Source organism: Caballeronia sp. NK8 (assembly GCF_018408855.1).
Classification (GTDB): Bacteria; Pseudomonadota; Gammaproteobacteria; order Burkholderiales; family Burkholderiaceae; genus Caballeronia.
This window is the reverse complement of record NZ_AP024326.1, coordinates 789654-811466: the sequence shown is the minus strand read 5'-3', so window position 1 is coordinate 811466 and position 21813 is coordinate 789654. Positions and strand designations below refer to the sequence as shown.

18 protein-coding genes are annotated in these 21813 nt (G+C 61.5%); 14 read left to right on the top strand and 4 right to left on the bottom strand.

Features of this window, described 5'->3' with window-relative positions; all coding sequences use genetic code 11:
• The first annotated feature begins 143 nt into the window (after positions 1-143).
• Positions 144-1556, top strand: coding sequence for an amidase (locus NK8_RS36625; RefSeq protein ID WP_213233503.1), 1413 nt, complete (start codon positions 144-146; stop codon positions 1554-1556).
• 279 nt (positions 1557-1835) lie between these two features.
• Here NK8_RS36625 and NK8_RS36620 read toward each other — a convergent pair whose 3' ends face one another.
• Positions 1836-2435, bottom strand: coding sequence for a TetR/AcrR family transcriptional regulator (locus tag NK8_RS36620; RefSeq protein WP_225936568.1), 600 nt, complete (start codon positions 2433-2435; stop codon positions 1836-1838).
• A gap of 198 nt (positions 2436-2633) precedes the next feature.
• On the opposite strand from NK8_RS36620, the gene NK8_RS36615 reads away from it, so the two are divergent.
• The 8 genes from NK8_RS36615 to NK8_RS36580 all read left to right on the top strand — a co-directional run bounded on the left by NK8_RS36615 (position 2634) and on the right by NK8_RS36580 (position 10284).
• Positions 2634-2849: a hypothetical protein gene (locus NK8_RS36615; protein ID WP_367657843.1), complete on the top strand. Its 216-nt coding sequence runs from the start codon at positions 2634-2636 to the stop codon at positions 2847-2849.
• 49 nt (positions 2850-2898) lie between these two features.
• Positions 2899-3855, top strand: coding sequence for an alpha/beta hydrolase (locus NK8_RS36610; protein ID WP_367657826.1), 957 nt, complete (start codon positions 2899-2901; stop codon positions 3853-3855).
• Positions 3856-3876: 21 nt separating this feature from the next.
• The gene (locus NK8_RS36605) at positions 3877-4740 is read left to right on the top strand and encodes an NAD(P)-dependent oxidoreductase (protein ID WP_213233501.1); all 864 of its coding nucleotides are present in this window, start codon (positions 3877-3879) and stop codon (positions 4738-4740) included.
• A gap of 266 nt (positions 4741-5006) precedes the next feature.
• A complete protein-coding gene (locus NK8_RS36600; protein ID WP_213233500.1) occupies positions 5007-5903 on the top strand; it encodes a LysR substrate-binding domain-containing protein in 897 nt (298 codons plus the stop codon).
• A gap of 110 nt (positions 5904-6013) precedes the next feature.
• A complete protein-coding gene (locus NK8_RS36595) occupies positions 6014-7231 on the top strand; it encodes a CaiB/BaiF CoA-transferase family protein (protein ID WP_213233499.1) in 1218 nt (405 codons plus the stop codon).
• Positions 7232-7240: 9 nt separating this feature from the next.
• Positions 7241-8017, top strand: coding sequence for an enoyl-CoA hydratase-related protein (locus NK8_RS36590; protein ID WP_213233498.1), 777 nt, complete (start codon positions 7241-7243; stop codon positions 8015-8017).
• Positions 8018-8062: 45 nt separating this feature from the next.
• Entirely contained in the window at positions 8063-8890 is an 828-nt protein-coding gene (locus tag NK8_RS36585; protein WP_213233497.1) for an enoyl-CoA hydratase-related protein, read from the top strand.
• Positions 8891-8913: 23 nt separating this feature from the next.
• The gene (locus NK8_RS36580; RefSeq protein ID WP_213233496.1) at positions 8914-10284 is read left to right on the top strand and encodes an MFS transporter; all 1371 of its coding nucleotides are present in this window, start codon (positions 8914-8916) and stop codon (positions 10282-10284) included.
• A gap of 551 nt (positions 10285-10835) precedes the next feature.
• Here NK8_RS36580 and NK8_RS36575 read toward each other — a convergent pair.
• The 3 genes from NK8_RS36575 to NK8_RS36565 all read right to left on the bottom strand — a co-directional run bounded on the left by NK8_RS36575 (position 10836) and on the right by NK8_RS36565 (position 14276).
• Entirely contained in the window at positions 10836-12005 is a 1170-nt protein-coding gene (locus tag NK8_RS36575; RefSeq protein ID WP_213233300.1) for an IS91 family transposase, read from the bottom strand.
• 21 nt (positions 12006-12026) lie between these two features.
• Entirely contained in the window at positions 12027-12902 is an 876-nt protein-coding gene (locus NK8_RS36570; protein WP_061121634.1) for a site-specific integrase, read from the bottom strand.
• Between the two features lie 447 nt (positions 12903-13349).
• Entirely contained in the window at positions 13350-14276 is a 927-nt protein-coding gene (locus NK8_RS36565; protein ID WP_213233495.1) for a LysR family transcriptional regulator, read from the bottom strand.
• 300 nt (positions 14277-14576) lie between these two features.
• Between NK8_RS36565 and mdlC the strand changes: the two genes are divergently transcribed.
• The 5 genes from mdlC to NK8_RS36540 all read left to right on the top strand — a co-directional run bounded on the left by mdlC (position 14577) and on the right by NK8_RS36540 (position 21724).
• Positions 14577-16190, top strand: coding sequence for a benzoylformate decarboxylase (mdlC, locus tag NK8_RS36560; RefSeq protein ID WP_213233494.1), 1614 nt, complete (start codon positions 14577-14579; stop codon positions 16188-16190).
• Positions 16191-16230: 40 nt separating this feature from the next.
• On the top strand, positions 16231-17682 hold the full coding sequence (locus NK8_RS36555; protein ID WP_213233493.1) for an aldehyde dehydrogenase: 1452 nt from the start codon (positions 16231-16233) through the stop codon (positions 17680-17682).
• Between the two features lie 74 nt (positions 17683-17756).
• On the top strand, positions 17757-18692 hold the full coding sequence (locus NK8_RS36550) for a ketopantoate reductase family protein (RefSeq protein WP_301549917.1): 936 nt from the start codon (positions 17757-17759) through the stop codon (positions 18690-18692).
• Positions 18693-19095: 403 nt separating this feature from the next.
• Entirely contained in the window at positions 19096-20445 is a 1350-nt protein-coding gene (locus tag NK8_RS36545; protein WP_213233491.1) for an MFS transporter, read from the top strand.
• Between the two features lie 106 nt (positions 20446-20551).
• Positions 20552-21724: a 4-hydroxybenzoate 3-monooxygenase gene (locus NK8_RS36540; RefSeq protein WP_213233490.1), complete on the top strand. Its 1173-nt coding sequence runs from the start codon at positions 20552-20554 to the stop codon at positions 21722-21724.
• Positions 21725-21813 lie beyond the last annotated feature (89 nt).

Sequence of the window (21813 nt, the reverse complement as noted above, 5' to 3'; positions counted from 1 at the left end):
CCGCCTCGGAATCGTGCATCCGGGCGGATCAAAGCATGTTGACAAGGCGGATTATAACGCCTAGTCTCCAACCTAACAAACGTTAGGTTGGAATCGCGCCTGGCTTTGTCCGCTACTTTCCCGACACTTTGAAAGGCTTTGCCATGTCCATCGATCTCATCTCCCAAGACGCAACCAGGCTCGCTGAACTGATCCGTACCAAGGAAGTTTCGCCGGTGGAAGTCATGCAGGCGCATCTCGATCGCATCGGTGCAGTGGATCACAAGATCAATGCAATTGTTACTGTCGCCGACGACGCACTCAAAAACGCGCGAGTCGCGGAAGCAGAAGTTATGGCAGGTAAAGAACTTGGGCCACTGCATGGCGTGCCCTTCCCCGCAAAGGACTCTATCGACACCGCTGGCGTGCTGACGCAACGTGCTTCGCCCATTTTCAAGGGACGCGTGCCCGACACCGATGCGACCAGTGTCGTGCGCATGAAAAAGGCGGGCGGCATTCTGCTCGCGAAAACCAATCACCCTGAATTTTCGTTCTGGATCGAAACCGATAACCTGCTTTCGGGACGCACGAGAAACCCCTGGAATCTGGATCGCACGCCGGGTGGATCGAGCGGTGGCGAGTCCGCGGCTGTCGCGGCACTGATGTCGCCGATCGGTCTCGCAACCGATGTCGCGATCTCCGTGCGCGGCCCGGCCGCATTGACCGGCGTCGTTGGTCTCAAAGCCACGCACGGACGGATTCCGATGACGGGTATCTGGCCGCGCGTACCCCGTCGTTTCTGGCACATCGGTCCGATTGCACGCAGCGTTCGCGATATCGCGCTGGCCTATTCGCTGCTGGGAGGTCCTGACGGCGCAGACGGTTTTTCAACGGCTCCGGTCAGGCTGGATGCCGGCGTGGGCTCCACACCGGGCCGGCCGCTTCGGGTGGGCTTGCTCATCGATGCTTTCGCGCCCGTGGACGCGGACGTCGCGGCAACCGTGAACGCCTCCGCTGAAGCCCTGCGAGGGTTAGGCGTGATCGTGGAACCCGTGCGCATTCCGGTGCTCGAGCAGATCAACGCGCTCGAATTGCTCTGGAAGCTTCAGGTCATGGAAACCAAGCCCGCCTTCAAAAAAGTGACGGCCGGGCACGAAGACAAGATATTCAAACATGTCCAGGCAGTCTATGACACGCCGGACACGTCGATTGCCGATTTCGTCGATGCTGAGCAGCAGGCGGAACGACTGCGCGATGGCTTCGCAGAGTACTTCCAGCGCTACGACGCGTTACTGACCATCGTAACCCCGGTGCCCGCACACGAACACGACGCTGCGGAATTCAACATCGACGGGCAGACGGTATCTTCGTTGCACGTGATGACTGCGACTGCGCCTCTCAACGTGACCGGGCTGCCGGGGCTGACGTTGAGGTTCGGTACGAGCCGCGAAGGGCTGCCGATCGGCGTGCAACTCGTCGCACCGTGGCTGGCGGAATCGACACTCCTGCACCTCGCCTCATTGCTGGAAGCGGTCAGTCCGGTGCGTGGTCTGTATCCCGACCTGTCGCATATCTAAGGAACGCGCTTTCATCGCGCAAGTGGATAGCGCAAGTGTCGAGAGGAGGGCGGACCGTTAAGGCAACCGCGCGTGCTGACGGATGCTCGTAAAGCACGCACGTTGCTGATGGATGGCGAAGCACGCAAGTGTCGTCTCGCACTGGGCGGCTTCGCAGAAGCATCTTCCCGCCGCCGTCTGCGAAGCGATTCGCCGTTCGATCAACCGCGGTCCGTGTCGTGGTATCGGCTATGAAAGCCTCGGCGAAGCGATTTATCGCGCGATATCCGGATGCCGCGCTCAGCCCAGCAAAGCCGCGAGTCCCACACCGGCGGCCTTCGCCACCTTGACCAGCCGCGCCGCCGACATGCCTTCCCGCGCACTGCCCGACAAACCCGACATGACCGTAGCGACGTAGTCCGTCGCCGCATCCGCCCGACGCGGATGCGTCTTCGCCACGAACGCGCGAATCTGCGCGCGGCGCCGTTCCGCGACCTGACGCGCGAGCACCGCGCTTTCGCACTCCGAGTGGCCGCGCGCGGCCTCCAGCACGAGGCATCCGGTGCGTTCGGGATCGTGTGCGTAAGTGCGCGCTGCACGTTCGAGCAGATCCGCGAGCGCCTCCGAAGCAGGCCGATGCGGCAACAGAATGTCCGCGAGCGCGAGTTCGGTGTTCGCATAGCGCTCCAGCACGCGCTGGAAAAATGCCGCTTTGCTACCGAACGCCGTATAGAAGCTCGGCGGTGTGATGCCGAGTTCGGTCGTCAATGCGCTCAGGCCGACCGCATCGTAACCCGCCGCGTGAAACATGCGCTGGCCGACTGCGAGCCCCGCTTCGGGATCGAAGGCGCGCGGGCGGCCGCGTCCCGGCTTCGATCCGCTTTTTAAGCTAGTGGTCACTATAAAAACCTTGCGTCGTCAATGATTGAATAATATAGTGATCACTAGTTTAATTCAAGAGCATCGACATGAGCCTTCGGCAAATATCAGGAGGAAACGATGGAGCATGAATCCGGCGTCACGATCTACGTGGCTTATGAAGGTGAATCCAGCGCGCGTTTCGATCGCGCGTAGTACGTCGATCGTCATTTGCCGCTCGTGATGCGGCATTGGGCGCGATACGGTCTCGAACGCGTTGCGGCGTTTTTTCCTGCACTGGATCACACGGGCACGCTTGCGATCTGCGAATGCCGCTTCCGTGACGAAGCATCGGTCGATGCGGCTTTTTCCTCGCCGGAGTCTGCCGACGTCATGGCGGACCTGCCGAATTTCACCGATCTGGCCGCGCATCGCTCACGCGCGATGCCGCTCTGAGCAGGGTATGCATATGACTGGGTTGTTCCAGCCGTGGACCAGCGCCCCCGTGCGTACGATCCGACGCGGCCATTTCTGGGTGCCGGGCGAGCGTGTCGTCAGCGGCGCACGCACATATCAGCGCGGGCCGTTGTTCGTCGAATGGGAGGCGCCCGAGACGCTTACGCGCGAATGGCCGATCGTCCTGATGCACGGAGGCGGCTTTCAGGGTACCGAATGGTTCGATACACCCGATGGGCGCCCCGGCTGGGCACAGCGTCTGGTCGAAGCCGGCTATGCGGTGTTCGTCGTCGATCGTCCGGGACACGGAAGGTCGCCGTATCACGTAGACACGCTCGGGCCCATGGGTCCGCCGTTTTCCTATGAAGGCGGCCGTCAGATCTACTTTCCGGGCGATGATGCGGCTCACACGCAATGGCCATTCGCCGCCGACGATGCACCCGCGATGGACGAATTCATCGCCGGCTACGGGCCCTTGCCGCAAGACCTCGAAGCATCGCAGGCGATGGACGCGGATCGCGCAGCCGCGTTGCTCGATCGCATCGGCCCGGCGATATTGATCACGCATTCGGCGTCGGGTCCGGACGGCTGGCTCATTGCCGATCGTCGTCCGCATCTCGTCAAGGCGGTCGCCGCGATCGAACCGATGGGACCGCCTTTTGCGACGATCCCGAACATCGGCGCGATGTGCTGGGGACCGACGGCCGCGCCGCTGCGCTTCGAGCCGCCCGTCAGCGATCCGGATGCGCTACGCCACGCCCGCCCGGGCGATTACACGCTGCCATCGCTCAGTGCGGTGCCGATTCTCATCGTCACCGCCGAAGCGTCGGCGTTCGCAGCAGCCAATCCGCCGACGGCGGCGTTTCTCAACGCATGCGGTGCATCGGCACAGGTGCTGAATCTCGCCGATCACGGCGTGCACGGCAATGGCCACGGCCTGATCTACGAGAAGAATTCAGACGAGGCACTTGCACCCGTGCTCGACTGGATCTCAGGCATCGTCTGATTTTATGCAAGGAGCAAAGGAATGGATATCGGCATCATCGGACTCGGCGCGATGGGACGCGCGATGGCGCGCAATCTCGCCGATGCAGGACACCACGTGAAAGCGTGGAACCGCTCGGGCGGATCGGTCGCGGGCGTGACGATGGTCGCGTCGCCCGCTGAAGCGTTCAAGGGCGACGCCGTCTTTACCATGCTTTCCGACGACGACGCGATTCGCGCGACATTGATCGCGTCCGACGTGCTGGCGCAGGCAAGGCGCGGACTCGTGCACGTGGTGACATCGACGATTTCGGTGGCTTTCGCACGCGAACTCGTCGATGCACATGCGGTGGCGGATATCGGTTATGTGTCCGCGCCCGTGCTCGGACGTCCCGATGTCGCGGCGAAGGGCGAACTCAACGTGCTGGCGGGCGGTCCGCCGGATGCGATCGCGAAGGTTCGTCCGTTGCTCGATGTGATCGGCGGGCGCATCTGGGACATGGGGGACGAAGCGCCGACCGCGAACGCGGCGAAGATCGCCTGCAACATGATGATCACAATGGCGATCGAAGCGATGGCCGAGGCCGTTGTGATCACCGAAGCGAACGGTCTGGCGCGCGAGCGCTTCTTCGATGTGATTCTGAATACGCTATTCGGCAGCCGCTCGTATCAGGTGTACTCGGCAAACATCGCGAACGAGCGCTACGAACCGGGCTTCAAGGCGACGCTCGGGCTGAAGGATCTGCGGCTCGCCTCGGAGGCGGCTGCGGACGCAGGCCGCGCTTTGCCGATGCTCGCGGCGGTCAATGCGCGCATGAGCGAAACCGTCGCGGCGGGCATGGGTGAGCGAGACTGGTCTGCCATGGCGAAATACACGATCGAAACGGGCGGCGCATTGACGCCTTAACCCTTCGGTCGCGGGACGAATACGAAACGCTTATCCGGAAGCGGTTGTCGACGGTCTGCGTTTTGTCACCTTGAGCGATTGCCAGAGTTCGGCCGTGTGTGCGGCGATCGCGCGTGCGTTCAAATAAACGACGCGCGTTCCCCGGCGCACTACGCGTCATAGCGACCCCAAGCATTTCAGTCTGTGAACACGTCATTGATTTTCAGCTTTTCAGTTGGCGCGATTTTGAGTCAGTATTCGAGATCCCGTCTCTCAGGCCGATTTTCATGGACCGTCCCGCACCGCTGCCTTCCCTGAATGCGATACGCGCTTTCGAAGCGACCGGGCGTCTGCTGAGCGTATCGAAAGCGGCCAGCGAACTCGCGGTGACCCCGGCGGCGGTGAGCCGACAGGTGAAGACGCTCGAACGCTTTCTCGGTGTGCAGTTGTTCGAGCGCGTCCGGGGCCGGCTCGAACTGACTTCGGCGGGCGCGCGCTATCTCGCCGAACTGATGCCGTTCTTCGCGGGCCTGCGCCAGGCGACCGACAGCATTCGTACGGCGGGGCGCCGCTCGCAGGTACTCAAGATCCGATGCCCCGCCACGTTCGCGGTCCGTTGGCTCATCCCGCGGCTCGCCAGTTTTCATCGCCAGTATGAGGACGTCGATGTGCAGCTCACTACGTCGTCGGCGCCGCTCAACTTCGAACGCGAGGACATCGACGGCGGCATCCAGCTCGGCGACGGCAACTGGCCCGGCCTCGCCGCACAGCGGCTCATTCCCAATGAGCTCGTGCCGGTCGCCGCGCCTTCGCGCAAGATCCGCGCGCGCAGCCGGCTGCAGGGCGAGACGCTCCTGCACTCGCTCGCGCGCGCCGACGACTGGACGCTGTGGATGAAGGCGGCCGGCCTTCCGCTCGACGGGCGCCGTCGCGAAATGCGCTACGAGACCTCGCTGCTGGCTTATCAGGCCGCGATCGAAGGGCATGGCGTGGCGATCGCGCAGAAGGCGTTGGTACGGGCCGAACTCGAAAGCGGGCAACTCGTCGCGCCGCTTCGCTTCGAGCTCGACCGTGGCGCGTACACCTACTACTTTGCGTGGCCCGCGACGCGTCGTCCGTCCGCGGCCTTGACGACGTTTCGCGACTGGCTGATCTCGCTCGTGCAGACCGCCGGCACCCTTTAACAAAAACTCAAAGCCTCGTTTCGAAAAAGTCGATTGTTCCGGTGATGGCGCGACTCTAATCTTCGCCCATGGTTCGATGCAACGTCGGACCCGGAGACAGGACCACGACCATGATTCGAGATAGCTTGAAAGGCGTGCGCGTGCTCGACTTTTCGCACGTGCTGGCAGGACCGGTCTGTTCGATGACGCTTGCCGACCTCGGTGCGCACGTCGTCAAGATCGAGCCGCCGGGCGGCGAAATCGGCAGGCAGATCGGCCCGCCGTGGCAGAACGGCGTGAGCCCGGCGTTCATGAGCGTCAACCGCGGCAAGTTCAGCCTCGCCATCGATCTGAAAACCGATGCCGGCCGGCGGACCGTCGCGACCATGGCGCGCCGCGCGGACGTGCTCGTCGAGAACTTCCGGCCGGGCGTCATGGCGTCGCTGGGACTCGACTACGCGGCGCTGCGCGCCGTCAATCCGAAGCTCGTCTATTGCTCGATTTCGGCGTTCGGGCAACGCGGCGAAAACACGAGGCGGCCCGGCGTCGATGGCGTGATCCAGGCCGTCAGCGGACTCATGAGCACGCTCGGCACGACGAACGGCGATCCGTTGAAAGTACCGGTGCCGGTCGCCGACATGATGGGCGGCTATCTCGCCACCATCGCCGTGCTGGGCGCGCTGCACACGGCGCGCACGGGCGGCGTGGGGCAGCACCTCGACGTGAGCCTCTACAACGCGACCTTGATGCTGCAACAGATCGGCTTCGCGGCGTTCTTCGTGTCGGGGGCCGATCCGGAGAAGGTCGGCAGCGCGGCGCCCTATGCGTGCCCGAACGAGGCCTTCCGCACGCGCGACGGATGGATGATGGTCGTGGCCTACCATCCGGGCCGCTGGAGCGCGTTGTGCGAGTTGCTCGACGCGCCCGGCCTCGAAACCGATGCGCGCTTCGCCACCAACGATGCCCGCGTGCAGCACCGTGCACAACTGCACGAGATTCTGGACGCGCACTTCGCCCGGCGGAGCACGGCCGAGTGGATCGACGTGCTGTCGGCCAGAGACATTCTGTGCGCGCCCGTCACGACGTATCGCGAGGTCATCGAGACGACGGAGTATCGCGAGAGCGGCATTGCGCGCACGGTCGAGCATCCGGTGGCGGGCCGCGTGAGATCGCATGGCTTCGCGCTCGGGCCGTCCGATCCGCCTGCGCCCGACGAAGCACCCGCTCCGGTGACCGGTCAGCACACGCTCGACATGCTCGGTTTCTATGGCATCGACGAAGACGAAATCGCGGCGCTGCTGAACGCCGGCGTGATACGCGCAAGCACGGCGCTTGCCGGGACGGCGTAGGAGCACGGCATGGAACACGAACTCATTCGAAGCGAACGGTGCGGAAAAGTCGCGCTCGTGCGGCTCGCGTCCGCGAACCCGCTGAACCCGCTCACCGACGCGCTGATCGACGCGCTGGTCGAGGAGATGCAGCGCATCGACTCCGATCCCGCCGTGCACGCAACCGTGCTGACCGGCTCGGAGCGGGCTTTCGCGGCGGGCGCGGATATCGTCGCGATGTCGAAGCTCGACCACGCCACGGCATTTTCCGAAGACTATATCGGCCGCAACTGGGATCGCTTTCGGACGCTGCGCAAACCCGTAGTCGCTGCGGTGAGGGGTTATGCCCTCGGCGGCGGATGCGAACTCGCGATGATGTGCGACATCGTGATCGCCGCGCGCGATGCGATGTTCGGTCAGCCCGAAATCAAGCTCGGCATCGTGCCCGGCGCGGGCGGCACGCAACGCCTGCCGCGCGCGGCGGGCAAGTCGACCGCGATGCTCGCCTGCCTGACCGGCGAGCCGCTGTCGGCGAGCGAGGCGCTCGCGTACGGACTGGTGTCGAAAGTGGTCGAGCCGGACGTGCTGATCGGGGAGGCCATGCGCATCAGCGAACAGATCGCGCGGCATTCGCTGCCCGTCATTCTGGCCATCAAGGAAGCTGTCAACCGCTCGTTCGAATCGTCGCTGGCGGAGGGACTTTTATTCGAGCGACGGCTCTTTCATGCGGGCTTCGCGCTCGCCGACCAGAAGGCGGGCATGGCCGCGTTTCTCGGCCGTCGCGACGCCGCGTTTTCCAACCGATGAAGCGTCACGAACCGGATTCATCTCAGGAGACAGACCGTGCAGGACATGGAATTGAATAAAGCGCCGCTCGTGCGCTATGCAGTGAATGCGGGCGTGATGACCGTCACGCTCGATGGCGCCGCGAATGGCAACGCGCTCACGGTGGCAATGACCGAAGCGTTATCGGACGTGCTCGAAAGCGTTAGCCGCAGAAGTGACGTGCATTGCCTGCTGCTGCGATCGTCGTCGAAGCATTTCTGCACGGGCGGAAACGTCAAGGACATGCAGAGCGGCAAGGATCTGATGGACGGTGGCATCGAGCAAGTGCGGGAACGCCTGCGCACGAGTCTGCACCGGATCACGCGCGCGCTCGGCGAACTGGAGGTGCCTTCGATCTGCGCGGTCAACGGCGCGGCGGTCGGTGCAGGCTGCGACCTCGCGCTGATGTGCGATATCCGCCTCGCGGGAACACAGGCGGTCTTCGCGGAAAGCTTTCTGCGGCTCGGCCTCGTGTCGGGCATCGGCGGCGCATGGTTTCTGTCACGCATCGTGGGGCCGGCAAAGGCGCTCGAAATGACGCTGACCAGCGAATTCGTCGATGCCGAGGAGGCCAGGCGGATCGGCATCGTCACGAGCGTTCATCCCGATGACGTGCTGGACCGCGAAGCTCTTGCGCTCGCGCGGCGCATTGCCGGCAACCCGCCGCTCGCGCTGCGTATGGCGAAGAAGCTGGTGCGCGAGTCGTCGCATTGCACGTTGTCCGCCGCGCTCGAAATGGCCGCGAACATGCAGGCCATTCTGCTGTGCGGGAGCGAGCACAAACAGGCGGTGTCCGCGTTCCTCGAACAGCAGGCCCGGCGCAAGGCGCCGCGCGGCGAATACGGCGCCGCCTGACACACTCATCGGAGGAGACACACATGATCGAAGGATCAGGCAACGCGCATCGTCGTCCCGGCATGTTGCGCATCATCGTGACATCCAGTCTGGGAACGATGCTCGAGTATTACGATTTCTTCGTCTACGTCGCGCTGACGGCGACGCTGACACATCTGTTTCTTCCATCCACGGACAAATCCGTCGCGGCGCTCGCAGGCGTCGCCACGTTCGGCATTGCCTATGTAGCCCGCCCGCTCGGCACCGTGATCTTCAGTCCGATGTCCGACCGGATCGGCCGCAAGAAGACCTTCGTCATCACGCTCGCGATCATGGGAATCGCCACCGTCGGCATCGGCTGTCTGCCTACCTATGGAGTCGCCGGCATGGCCGCGCCCATCGCGCTGCTCACGCTGCGCATCGTGCAGGGCGTCGCGCTTGGCGGCGAGTACGGTTCGGCGGTGGTGTACGTCATGGAGCATGCGCCCGAAGGCCGCAAGGGAATGGCGACCAGCGTCTTGCAGAGCACGGCGAGCGTGGGTCTGCTGCTCGCACTCGTGGTCGTGTCGGCGCTGAAACTCTCGCTCGATTCGGCCAGCTTCGAATCGTGGGGATGGCGCGTGCCGTTCCTGATCTCCGCGCCGATCGTGGCCGTCGCCACGTGGATACGGCTCGGCATGACGGAGACGCCGGTGTTCATGGAGATGCGTGACGCGGGCCGGCTTTCGAAGCGGCCCTTGCAGGAGACCCTGTCGAGCAGCACGTCCTGGAAAGCCATTCTGGTCGCGATGTTCGGCGCGCAGGGCGGGACGTCGGTTTCGCTGTACACGTCGATCGTCTACATGCTCTATTTTCTGCAGAACGTGCTCAAGGTCGAACCGACGCAGGCCAACCTGTGTCTCGGCGCCGGCATCCTGATCGCCGCACCGCTGTATCCGGTGTTCGGCCGATTGTCGGATGTCGTCGGACGGGCGCGCGTGATGTTGATCGGGATCGTCATGTGGATTGCGGCGGCTTACCCGGCGTTCGCGGGCATCAGGGCAGGCGTGGCGTCGTCGCAGTGGGTTTCCGTCTCGCTGCTGATCGCCGTGCTTGCCGTGCTGACCGCGATGATCATGGCGCCGCTGCCCGCGTTCGTCGCCGAGTGCTTCCCGCCGCAGAGCCGGACGACCGGCTTCGGCCTCGCGCAACAACTCGGCAACGTGGTGTTCGGCGGGTTTCTGCCCCTGATCAGTCTGGCACTCGTCAATCTGACCGGGAATCCGCTCGCGGGAGTCGGGTATTCGATTGCGTCGCTGCTGCCTTGCCTGGCCGTGACGTGGATCTGGGGTCTGAGGCAGGATGCGCGGATGAGAGGGGTGTGTGGCGGCGGCATGCCGGCGCATTCTGCCGCCGAGACGATGAGTACGCGCTGAGACGGGCGTGGGTGGGGTTTGCGTGACGCAGGTTCAGGCGAGCCGGTTATCAGTGTGTGGTTGGCGTGCCTATATGCCTCGACTCCGTAATGGCTGCCTTCGCGTTCGTAGCCCGATTATCGGACCTGCAAGCAAGCGTATTGCGCGTCTTGAAGACGCTTACTACACGGTCGGGAGAAGCTAGCGGTTTGTCTGAGTTCGTTAAGGTTTATTCGATGCCTGCCATCGGCCGCAGAAATGTGCGTGCCGCCGCGCATGTCGGCAGGCGTCGAATAAGCCCGATGGAGGAAACCGCGGAGTGCCCCACTGCGGTTGGAGGGTTCGCGGCTATGGCGATTGATAGACCGGAATGGTCAGTGGTGCCGGATGCGGCACGCTCAGGCGGGGTGCCGGAGGGACGCTGACGCCGTAGCGAAGTGGTTTAGTCGTGCATTCGCGATGATGAGGCGGCCGGGCAAAGCGCTTCGCGTAGCGACACGCGCAGGCTTCCATCCTTGGGCCGCGTTGCCGCGGAGCCAACGTTCGACAGGCAGGTCGAGGAACCGTGGGGTTCATGTCGGATCCCGGCGCATTGGCGGTGCGCGGATCGGGGCGCTGCGCGCGAGGATTTCGATGACGACCATCGGTGCGCCGCAGTGCCGACAGATGAAGACGGGGCGGGTTTCGATGATGGCGTCGTCCGGCGACGGGCTGATCTCGGGTTCGACGTGCAGCAGTTCGCGCACCTTTGCGAGATTGGCGCGGCGCACCGGGTTGGCGAGCAGCCCGAAGTGGCGGATCCGATGGAAACCACCGGGCAGCACATGGAGCAGGAAGCGGCGCATGAATTCGCCGGTTTCGAGGGTCATGGTCTTGTAGCGGGTGCGTCCCTTCGCACGGTAGTCCTTCCAGCGGAACGTCACGCCACGCTCATCGACGGCGACCAGGCGCTGGTTGGAGATGGCGACGCGGTGCGTGTAGCGTGAGAGGTACTCGAGCACCGCCTTCGGTCCGGCGAACGGGCGCTTGGCGTAGACCACCCATTCGCAAGTACGTAGGGGCGCAAGCCATCGGGCAAAGGTGGCGGGGTCGGCGAGCCCGGTGTACTCGCCGAAGAACTGCAGGTCGCCACGGTGGTGAACCGACTGGAGTGCCTCGAGGAAGCGGCGTCGGAACAGGCGTGAGAGGACGCGCACGGGCAGGAAGTAGCCGGGCCGGCAGGCGATCCAGCGTTCACCGTCAGGCGACAGCCCGCCACCGGGGACGATGCCGTGCACATGCGGGTGATGCGTGAGCGCCGATCCCCAAGTGTGCAGTACGAGCGTGGCGCCGATCTGGGCGCCGAGATGCCTGGGATCCTCGGCGATCGTGCGCAGCGTGTCGGCGGCGATGTCGAACAGCAGCCCGTAGATGACCCGCTTGTTGTACCAGGCGATCGCGCTGATTTGCGCGGGCAGCGTGAAGACGACGTGGAAGTACTCGACGGGTAGCAGATCGGCCTGACGCGCCTCTAGCCAGCGGTGTGCGGCGCTGGCCTGGCACTTCGGGCAATGCCGGTCTCGGCACGAGTTGAAGGACACCTCGGTCCTTGTGCAGCCTGAACAGCGCAGCACATGTCCGCCCAGTGCCGCCGTGCGGCACCGTTCGATGGCCGACATGACCTTCAGCTGCCCCAGGCTCAAGTGTGTCGTGGCTCGCCACGCTGGCCCGTGGCTGCGGAAGATGTCCGCAACCTCCAGCATGAGGCGTTACAGCCCGCGGGTCTACTCTGAGGGCAGACGGTCCAGCGGACTGGTGACCTCGTGCAGCAGGTCGGTGGCCACCTGGACGTAGAGCGCGGTGTTCTCGAGCTTTGCATGGCCGAGCAGCACCTGGATCACGCGGATATCCACCTTCTGTTCGAGGAGATGTGTCGCAAAGCTATGGCGTAGCGTGTGCATGGACACACGTTTGTCGATGTTCGCAGTCTCGGCGGCGGCATGAATGGCACGGTTCAACTGTCGCGTGCTTAACTGATCGAGCGGATCGAGTCCGGGAAACAGCCACCCACCATCGAGCATCTTGCCCTGCGCACGGGCCACGCGCCACCACACACGCAGACGTTCGAGCAGCACCGGCGAGAGCATCGCGTAGCGGTCACGGCGGCCCTTGCCCTGCTCGATACGCAGTGTCATGCGCTCGCTGTCGACGTCGGTGACCTTCAGCGCCACCACTTCGCTGGCGCGTAGCCCCGCGCCGTACGCGACCGACAGCGCGGTTTGGTGCTTCAGGTTACCGGCGGCCTCGATGAGCCGCCGCACTTCGTCGGGGCTGAGCACGACGGGCAATATGCGGGGCACGCGCACCGGTTGCATCCTGACCATCAGCTCGGGCCGGTCGAGCGTGACTTTGAAGAAGAACTTCAGGCCGGTGATCGCGTGGTTCAGCGACACGGCCGATGTGCCGTGGTCGACCAGATAGAGCTGGTAGCGGCGCAGGTCCTCGACGGTGGCCGTGTCAGGCGAGCGCCCGAGAAAACGGGCGAACTCACGCACGATGTGCAGGTAGATGTCCTGCGTCTTGGGGGCAAGCTGGCGCATGCGCATATCGTCGATCATGCGCTGGCGCAGTGGGCTGGCGTTTGTCGGTAAGGAGGTCATGATTCGGCTCCTGTTGAAGAACGAGGCGGATTGCCTCATTCGCCAACATAAAGCCGGGTGACCGGCCTCTCCCTGACCACCAGCGTCGGACCGTAGCCCCTACCGCGCGAGCGGTTTAGTCCTTCGGCCAGAAGCGGCCGCTCGTAGAGATTCGTTTGCGGCCATTGGAACGACCGCGTCTCCCAGAAACGGACAAAACTGGCTGGTCTTGGCTCGTCGAGGCGCTTCGATTCGCCTCTCTGTCGTTTAGACCCATGGCGAATTGTTTCCTTCACTTCGCCTCACTCCAGTTACGGTAGGCTTCGCGCCGAACGCGCCGTCTTAAATGCATCAGACCGTTACGCTCCCTGCATAATTCTCAGCAGGGAAATAGCCGCAGAGCGCGACGTTGCCACCAACGCCGGCAGGTCGCGGTACTCGAACACGTGGCCAGCCGAACGGATATGCTTATCGCGTGGTCTGCAACGCCATGCCGCGCTCGGTCAAACTTCTGAGTTCGTCGAGTAGACGCGCGGCTGGACGTGGCAGTATCCCGTTGCGGCGCTGAAACGCAGTCAGTGTTCTGGCCGCGCTAATGCCCGGAATAGGCAGAGTCCCCATGATCCCTGCCTTGCTTTCAGAGTCGTACATCGGTTCCGGCATCCAGCTCAGAAACGAGCATTCGGCTACCAGACTTTTGAGCACTGTCACCGACCGCGTCTGGACAGCAATATCCGGCATGTCGAGGTTGCGAGAAAGGAACGTCTCTCGCATGTGTTCATAAGGGGCTGTACCTTTGGGGGGGATGGTCCACCGCGCCGTCAACGTGTCGGCAAGAGTGAGCTTAGGTTTCTTGCGCAATGGATGGCTGAAAGCTGCTACCACAAAGCTGTTGTCCTCCCATCGGCAGTCAGGCACGGACACGATCTCGTCGCTGTCAGTGGCAGCCGTACTTAGAGCGAGGTCGATCTCGTAATTGATGAGACCCTCAGCGAGGCGGTCCCACACGCCTTCAATGATCTCGACGTGCAAGTTGCCCCATTTCCCTAAAACACGATCGATGGCCAAAGGAAGGAAGTGGGCAGCGAGACTGCCTACTGCTCCCACCTTGATCGTTCCTTTGGCGAGCCCGCGCATCGCGTCGATCTCTTCGCGCGCATTTTCTGCCTCGCGCAATAAAAGCTGAGCATGCGGCAGCAAGGCAGCGCCAATATCCGTCAACTGCATACCTTTCACGTGGCGCTCAAAGAGCGAAGCGCCAACATCTTCCTCCAGGCGCTTAATGGTCCGACTTAATGCTGGTTGAGTCACGTTGAGCAATGCTGCGGCCCTTCCTAGACTGCCCGACGACACGATGGTCGCAAAAGCATGCAGTTGATGGAGGTTATAGCTCATGAGTTGGGCGTGAGGTGGCTCGACATCAGTAGGCGTTAGGTCGGGAATGTGCGCTAGGCGCTTCTCGGGGTGTTCCCTAAGGGCGCCGAGCTATGGAAACGGCCATTGACGTCGATCGAATTACGAAAAAATGCTTTTAAAACAGCCGCCTACATCTTCTTGTGACATTCCAATTCGGCCCAAGACCTTAACCCAAAGGTAAAGGGTTTGGTGGAAAAAAGCAATATTCAATCATGTCTCAAAATTTCATACTCGTTTCACCGAAGAGCAGGAACGCTCTTGAACCGAAAAGGAATTGCAATGACAGGCAGCGACAAACAAGGCGAGGGAAGCAGTCCGTCGACACAAGCCACCGTTAGGGACGTCGTCATCAAGCTCGTGCGCGAACTGGGAATGACGTCAATATTTGCGAACCCCGGATCGACCGAGCTTCCAATGTTTCGGGATTTCCCAGCCGACTTTCGATACGTCTTGGGCCTGCAAGAGGCGGCAGTCGTCGGGATGGCCGATGGCTACGCGCAAGCGACTGGAAACGCAGCATTAGTGAACCTTCATTCTGCGGCTGGCGTTGGCAACGCGATGGGCAACATCTTCACGGCATTCAAAAATCAGACGCCGCTTGTGATTACGGCGGGTCAGCAAGCCCGTTCGATCTTGCCCTTCGACCCGTTCCTCTCCGCCGCACAGGCGGTCGAGTTTCCTAAGCCATACGTGAAGTGGGCGATTGAACCCGCCCGTGCGCAAGACGTGCCGCGCGCGATTGAGCGCGCCTATCACATTGCAATGCAGGAACCTCGTGGGCCTGTTTTCGTTTCGATTCCAGTGGATGACTGGGACCAGCCTGCGGAGTTTCACGAGCGCGCGACGGTCAGCAATTCGGTCCGTCCTGACCCGAAGGCATTGGCGAAACTCGGCGCAGCGCTAGACGCATCGAGAACGCCTGCTCTCGTGGTGGGTGCAGGAGTTGACCGGGCTGGCGCGTGGAAGGAAATTGTTCAACTGGCCGAGAGACATAACGCACGCGTGTTTGTCGCGCCAATGAGCGCTCGTTGTTCGTTCCCCGAAGACCACCGACTCTTCGCGGGATTTCTACCCGCGATGCGTGAAAAGATCGTTTCGCTGCTCCATGGGCATGACGTTGTCTTTGTCCTTGGCGCGCCTGCTTTTTCTTACCACGTCGAAGGTACAGGCCCGCACGTGCCTCCGGGCACGGCCCTTTATCAACTCATCGACGACCCCAATGTCGCGGCGTGGACGCCCGCTGGGGCTGCGGTGGTCGGTAATGTCCGACTCGGCGTGCTTGACTTGCTGGCGCGTGCGGCACCGGAGGCTCGTCCTTTGCCAGAGGCTCGGCCCAAAGCACCCCGTGCCGAGCCGTCGCCCGTCATGTCAGTCGCGTTCGCGCTGCAAACCTTGGCGGAGGTCCGCGACGCGAACGACGTCGTAGTTGAAGAGGCACCGAGTTCTCGCCCGGTCATGCAACGGTATCTGCCATTCACCAAGAGCAGTACGTTTTTCACGATGGCTAGCGGCGGTTTGGGCTACGGCATGCCGGCTGCGGTCGGCGTTGCGCTCGCTCTGCCCAACAGCCGAGTGATTGGCCTGATTGGAGACGGCTCGAGCATGTACTCCATCCAAGCCATCTATAGCGCCGTTCAGATGCGTTTGCCGATCACGTTTGTCATTTTGAATAACCAGCGCTATGCCGCGCTTCAGGAGTTCGCGCCAGTGTTCGGATTCACTTCCGACGACCCGGTTCAGGGTACCGATCTGCCCGGTCTGGATTTCGTGTCACTCGCCCAAGGCATGGGTTGTAAGGGTCTCCGTGTCACGGACGCCGCAGAGCTTGCGGAGAAGTTGAAGGAAGCCCTCGATGCGGGCGAGCCGCGTCTTGTAGAGGTCGTGGTTGCCTGACAGACCTCGTTTGAGAAAAAAGAAACATACGGCGGAGACTATGAAGACAATTTTGATGCTCATCAACGGAGCGCATGTCGGCGCGAGCAATGGCGCGACATTCCAACGCTCTAACCCTTTGGACCAGGACGTCGCGAGCGTGGCCCCTGCATGTACGCTGGACGACGTTCGTGACGCAGTGGATTCAGCTGCCGTCGCGTTCGCTAACTGGTCTCAACTGGGCCCGACGCAACGGCGCTCCTATCTCCTCAGCGCGGCGCAAGCGCTCGAAGCGAAGTCGGATGCGTTTGCTTCCGCGATGGCGGCCGAAACGGGCGCTTCGCGCATCTGGGCTGACTTCAACGTGCGATTGGCCGCGGACGGCCTGCGAGAAGCAGCGGCACTGACCACGCAAATCTCGGGCGAAGTCATTCCGTCCGACGTTCCCGGCAGCCTGGCCATGGCGGTTCGGCAACCGGCAGGTGTATGCCTCGGAATTGCGCCGTGGAATGCGCCTGTCATCCTTGGAGTCCGTGCGGTTGCCCTTCCACTCGCTTGCGGTAACACGGTGGTACTGAAGGGCTCGGAAATCTGCCCGGCAACGCACGCACTTATTGCGGAAGCTTTCATGGATGCAGGGTTGCCCGCGGGCGTCGTGAACTTCGTGACCAACGCGCCTGCCGATGCAGGTCCTGTTGTCGAGGCGCTGATTTCGCATCCGGCTATCCGACGTGTCAATTTCACGGGCTCGACAAAGGTCGGAAAAATCATCGCAGAAAGCTGCGCACGGCATCTCAAACCGTCAGTTCTTGAATTAGGCGGAAAGGCCCCGCTGATCGTGCTCGACGACGCCGACATACCGGCAGCGGTCGATGGTGCAGCCTTTGGTGCCTTCGCCAATTCAGGACAGATCTGCATGTCCACCGAGCGCATCATCGTGGATCGCGCGATCGCCGACGAGTTTGTCCTTCAACTTGGTGAAAAGGCAAAAGCGCTGCCGCTCGGCGATCCGCGAAAGGGGCCGGTCGTTTTGGGCTCCGTTGTCGATATGGCGACGGTACAGCGATGCAACGCGTTGATCGATGACGCGCTGCTCAAAGGCGCGACCCTGGTCTGCGGAGGAAGAGCAGACAGCACGCTGATGCCTGCAACACTCGTCGATAACGTCGGGCCGAACATGCGGATCTACAGCGAAGAAACGTTCGGCCCTGTTAAGGCAATCGTGCGCGTTGACGGCGAAGAAGAAGCGATCCGATGCGCAAACGACAACGAATACGGTCTTGCTGCAGCCGTGTTCAGTCGCGATGTCGCGCGCGCGATGCGGGTAGCTGGCCGCATCCAATCCGGAATTTGCCACGTCAACGGGCCGACCGTCCACGACGAAGCACAGATGCCTTTTGGAGGCATCAAGGGTAGTGGCTTTGGCCACTTTGGCGGACACGCAGGCATTGCCGCGTTCACCGACCTGCGCTGGATCACTGTGCAAACGTCGCCACGACACTATCCGTTCTGAGTTACGTCCCGGCACCCTCGTCAACGCATTCGACAACTCAAGGTAAGACCGCAGCCACGGTCGACATGTCAACTATGGAAATTGCCGTACTCGGTGCAGGAGCGATGGGGTCGTTGTTCGGCGGCCGCCTCGCAGAAGCTGGTCACTCAGTGACGCTGATCGACATCAATCAACCGCATTTAGAAGCGATCGGTGCGAATGGCCTCCGTTTGGAGATAGATGGCCAAACTCGCACCGTTGGAAACATCGGCGCGATGCGACCCGACGCTACGGACAAATCGCCTGAGTTGCTGTTGGTCTTCACGAAGTCGATGCATACCCGCGTGGCCTTGTCTGGCATCGAGCATCTGCTTGGTGAGACAACCGCGGTGCTTACGCTGCAAAACGGACTTGGAAACGTCGAAGCGATTCGTGACTTCGTGCCGCTCTCTAACGTGCTCATTGGAGTTACCACGTGGCCTGCGGACCTCGTCACGCCCGGCTCGGTGAGCAGCCACGGCGAAGGGAAAATTCGGATGATGGGCGCCGACGGCGAATGTACATCCAAAGTCAGTGCCGTCGCCGAAGCCCTCAATTCTGCTGGACTGAATTGTCAGGTCGACGACAACGTCTGGGCAGCTATCTGGGAAAAGGTGGCTTTCAACGCCGCACTCAACAGCATCTGCGCGGTCACGGGAACCACGGTGGACCAGCTTGGACTGCTGGAGGACAGCAAGGACCTGGCGCTGACCGTTGCCGCCGAGGTCATCTCGGTAGCGAATGCCGGCGGCGTTTCAGCGGACTTGAACTCTTGCTCGACGAACATCGTTCATGCGATTGAACAGCATCGCGGTCACAAGCCGTCGATGCTGCAAGACGTTCTGGCCGTGCGAAAGACAGAAATCGAAGGCATCAACGGCGCAGTCGTAGATGTGGCCCGAAAACTCGACGTACCTGTCCCGCATACCGAAACATTGGCGAGACTCGTCAGGCTTATCGACGCGCGAAACGCTTCAGCTGTTGCCAAATAGATAGCCGCAGGTACGCCGACACAAAACAACAAATATCGGCGTTCATGCATCAAAAAACGCGTCGATTGACTCGGCGCAGACATACCTAGGAGACATCGTCATGAAGATACATTTTCCTACGCTTCCGCGCGACCCGCTGAAATCGGCAGATCATCGAAGACGGCTGGAGGACTGCTTTCCTTTTGCCGTTGCTACCTCCCCGCTCAACACATTGGCGAAAAATAAGCGCTGACCAGGCGCGATCGCCTCTGGGACAAGGAATTCCCATTCAGGAGACTGCAATGCACGTTGGAAGGTCTGAACCTCACTGCGGCCGATCGGAGATCGCCTTAAACCAAGACGAGGCGAGGACGAATTTTGTTCCCTGCCTCGCTGAAGCCTCTCGCGAAGCCGGGGAGCCGACATGAACAATCAAAATTTGAAGCTTCCGATGACTGTGGACGTCGGGCGCACGCTTGACGACGGACCCTTCTCAGGATTTCAAAGATTCGTCGTTTGTCTCGCCGCGCTTGCAATCGTCATGGACGGTTTTGATGGGCAGTTGATTGGCTTTGCAATTCCTAGCTTAATCAAGGAGTGGGGTATCACCCGTAATGCATTTGCTCCGGCGGTAGCCGCTGGTCTGGTCGGCATGGGCTTTGGCAGTGCATTCGCTGGACTATTTGCTGATCGCTTTGGCCGACGGTGGGCAATCATCGGCAGCGTGTTGGTGTTCGGAGTCGCAACAAGCTCCATCGCGTTTTCTCCCGACGTCACGACCATCGCCATACTCCGATTCTTTGCAGGACTCGGTATCGGCGGTGCATTGCCGAGCTCAACCACTATGACGGCCGAATTCACTCCAGCGCGTCGCCGCACTCTGGCAGTTACAGCCACGATCGTCTGTGTCCCGCTGGGCGGCATGCTTGCCGGTCTCTTCGCGAGCGCCGTGCTTCCGCACTACGGCTGGCGCGGTCTGTTCCTGATCGGGGGGACGCTTCCTGTCGCGTTTGCCGTAGTCCTTTTCTTCGCAATTCCTGAGTCTCCTCGGTATCTTGCACGCCATGCTGAACGCTGGGATGAGCTTCGGAGCTTGCTGGGACGCATGTCCCGCTCGGTCGCGACGGATGCTGCATTCGCGGATGAAAAGGAGCAAAAGGCATTGCCTCGGCCTGGATTCCGCGCGCTGTTTTCAGGCGGACAAGCAAGGGACACCATCGCGATCTGGGTCGCATTTTTCATGAACCTTATCGCGGTCTATAGCGCGTTTAGCTGGCTGCCGACGATGCTTGCTGGCGAGGGTCTGAGTCCAGCAGTGGCCGGTTCGGGGTTGACAGCCTATAACCTCGGCGGCGTTTTCGGCGCCTTGCTCTGTGCGGTGGCGATCGGACGATTCGGGTCACGCCGCCCGCTTTTGTTCTGCTGCATCGCTGCGTCAGTTACCGCACTCTTTGTGCGCAGCTTGGATCTATCGGCGCATACAACGCTACTAGTGTTTGGTATTGGCTTGCATGGCCTGTTCGTCAACGCTGTTCAATCAACCATGTACGCGTTGTGCGCATACGTCTATCCCACGGAGGTTCGTGCAACGGGGACGGCATCCGCGTTGGCCTTCGGACGACTCGGAGCGATTCTAAGTGCCTTTGCCGGAGCGTATGTGATTACTCAAGGTGGAGCATCCGCATATCTCGGAATGCTTGCTGCCGCGATGCTAATGGTTTTCGTCTGCTTGATGATTGTCAGAAATCATATTCCGCGTATCCGGCGAGCCTGACCAGACGCCGCAGTCCGAACAGACATTGTCGCTGGTACGTTGGCACGGGCCAGAGCAGACCAAGCGGACGACGTCACAAAAGGTCTTCCGCAAAAAGGAGTCTTTCATGCGTACGCAAGTCGGTATTATCGGAGCCGGTCCTGCTGGCCTCCTGCTGTCTCACCTTCTTCATCTCGGGGGCATCGAGTCGGTTGTACTTGAAACGCGGGCCCGCAATCAAATTGAATCGACGATTAGAGCCGGCGTCCTTGAGCAAGGTACGATGGATCTGCTTACTGAGTCGGGCGTAGGCGACCGAATGAAGGCGGAAGGTGCCTTGCATCATGGGTTTGAACTCGCCTTTGACGGAACGAGGCGGCGTATCGATCTCAAAGACCTGACTGGGCAGGCGATCACGGTATACGCACAGCATGAAGTCATTAAGGACCTTGTTGCCGCGCGCGTGGCCGCTGGCGGTTCCGTGCACTTCGGTGTCTCCGATGTCTCAATCCACGGTATTGAGACGGCCTCCCCATCGCTTCACTATGTGCATGAGGGACAGGCGAATGTGCTGGACTGCGACTTCATCATAGGATGCGATGGGTCGCAGGGCGTATCACGCACGGCTATTCCTCAGAGTATGCGCCGTGATTACGAGCGCGTTTATCCGTTTGGCTGGTTCGGTATCTTGGTTGAAGGCCGCCCGACGGCTCAAGAATTGATCTACGCCCGAAACGATCGTGGCTTCGCTCTGGTCAGCACACGCTCGCCGAACGTGCAACGTATGTATTTCCAATGCGACCCAAAGGATTCGGTAGACGCATGGTCGGACGATCGGATCTGGGCGGAGATGCACGCACGGGTCGATTCGTCTGACGGGCAGCAGGTCGTTGATGGCAAGATTTTCCAGAAAAACATCGTCGGTATGCGGAGCTTTGTCTCTGCCACGATGCAATATGGACGGTTATTTCTTGCCGGAGACGCAGCGCACATCGTCCCGCCTACAGGGGCGAAGGGGCTCAACCTCGCTGTATCCGATGTGCGCATCTTGAAAAATGCACTGGACCGGTTTTACAAGACTGGTAGCGAGCAACTGCTCGCCGCTTACAGCGAAACGGCTTTGAAGCGGATCTGGCGAGCTGAACACTTCTCATATTGGATGACGCGGTTGATGCACCGTCTCGACGACGCGTCACCTTTCGAGCAGCAGTTGCAACTCGCCGAACTCGAACACGTCACTACGTCGCGCACAGCGGCCAAGTCCATGGCAGAGAATTATGTTGGAAGCGTTGTGGTCTAGGCGGGTGGCCCAGCGACATGGATACCATGTTTCGCGCAGACATACACGGTAGATAGACCGACGTAATTGTTTCCCGCTTTCAGTTCAAT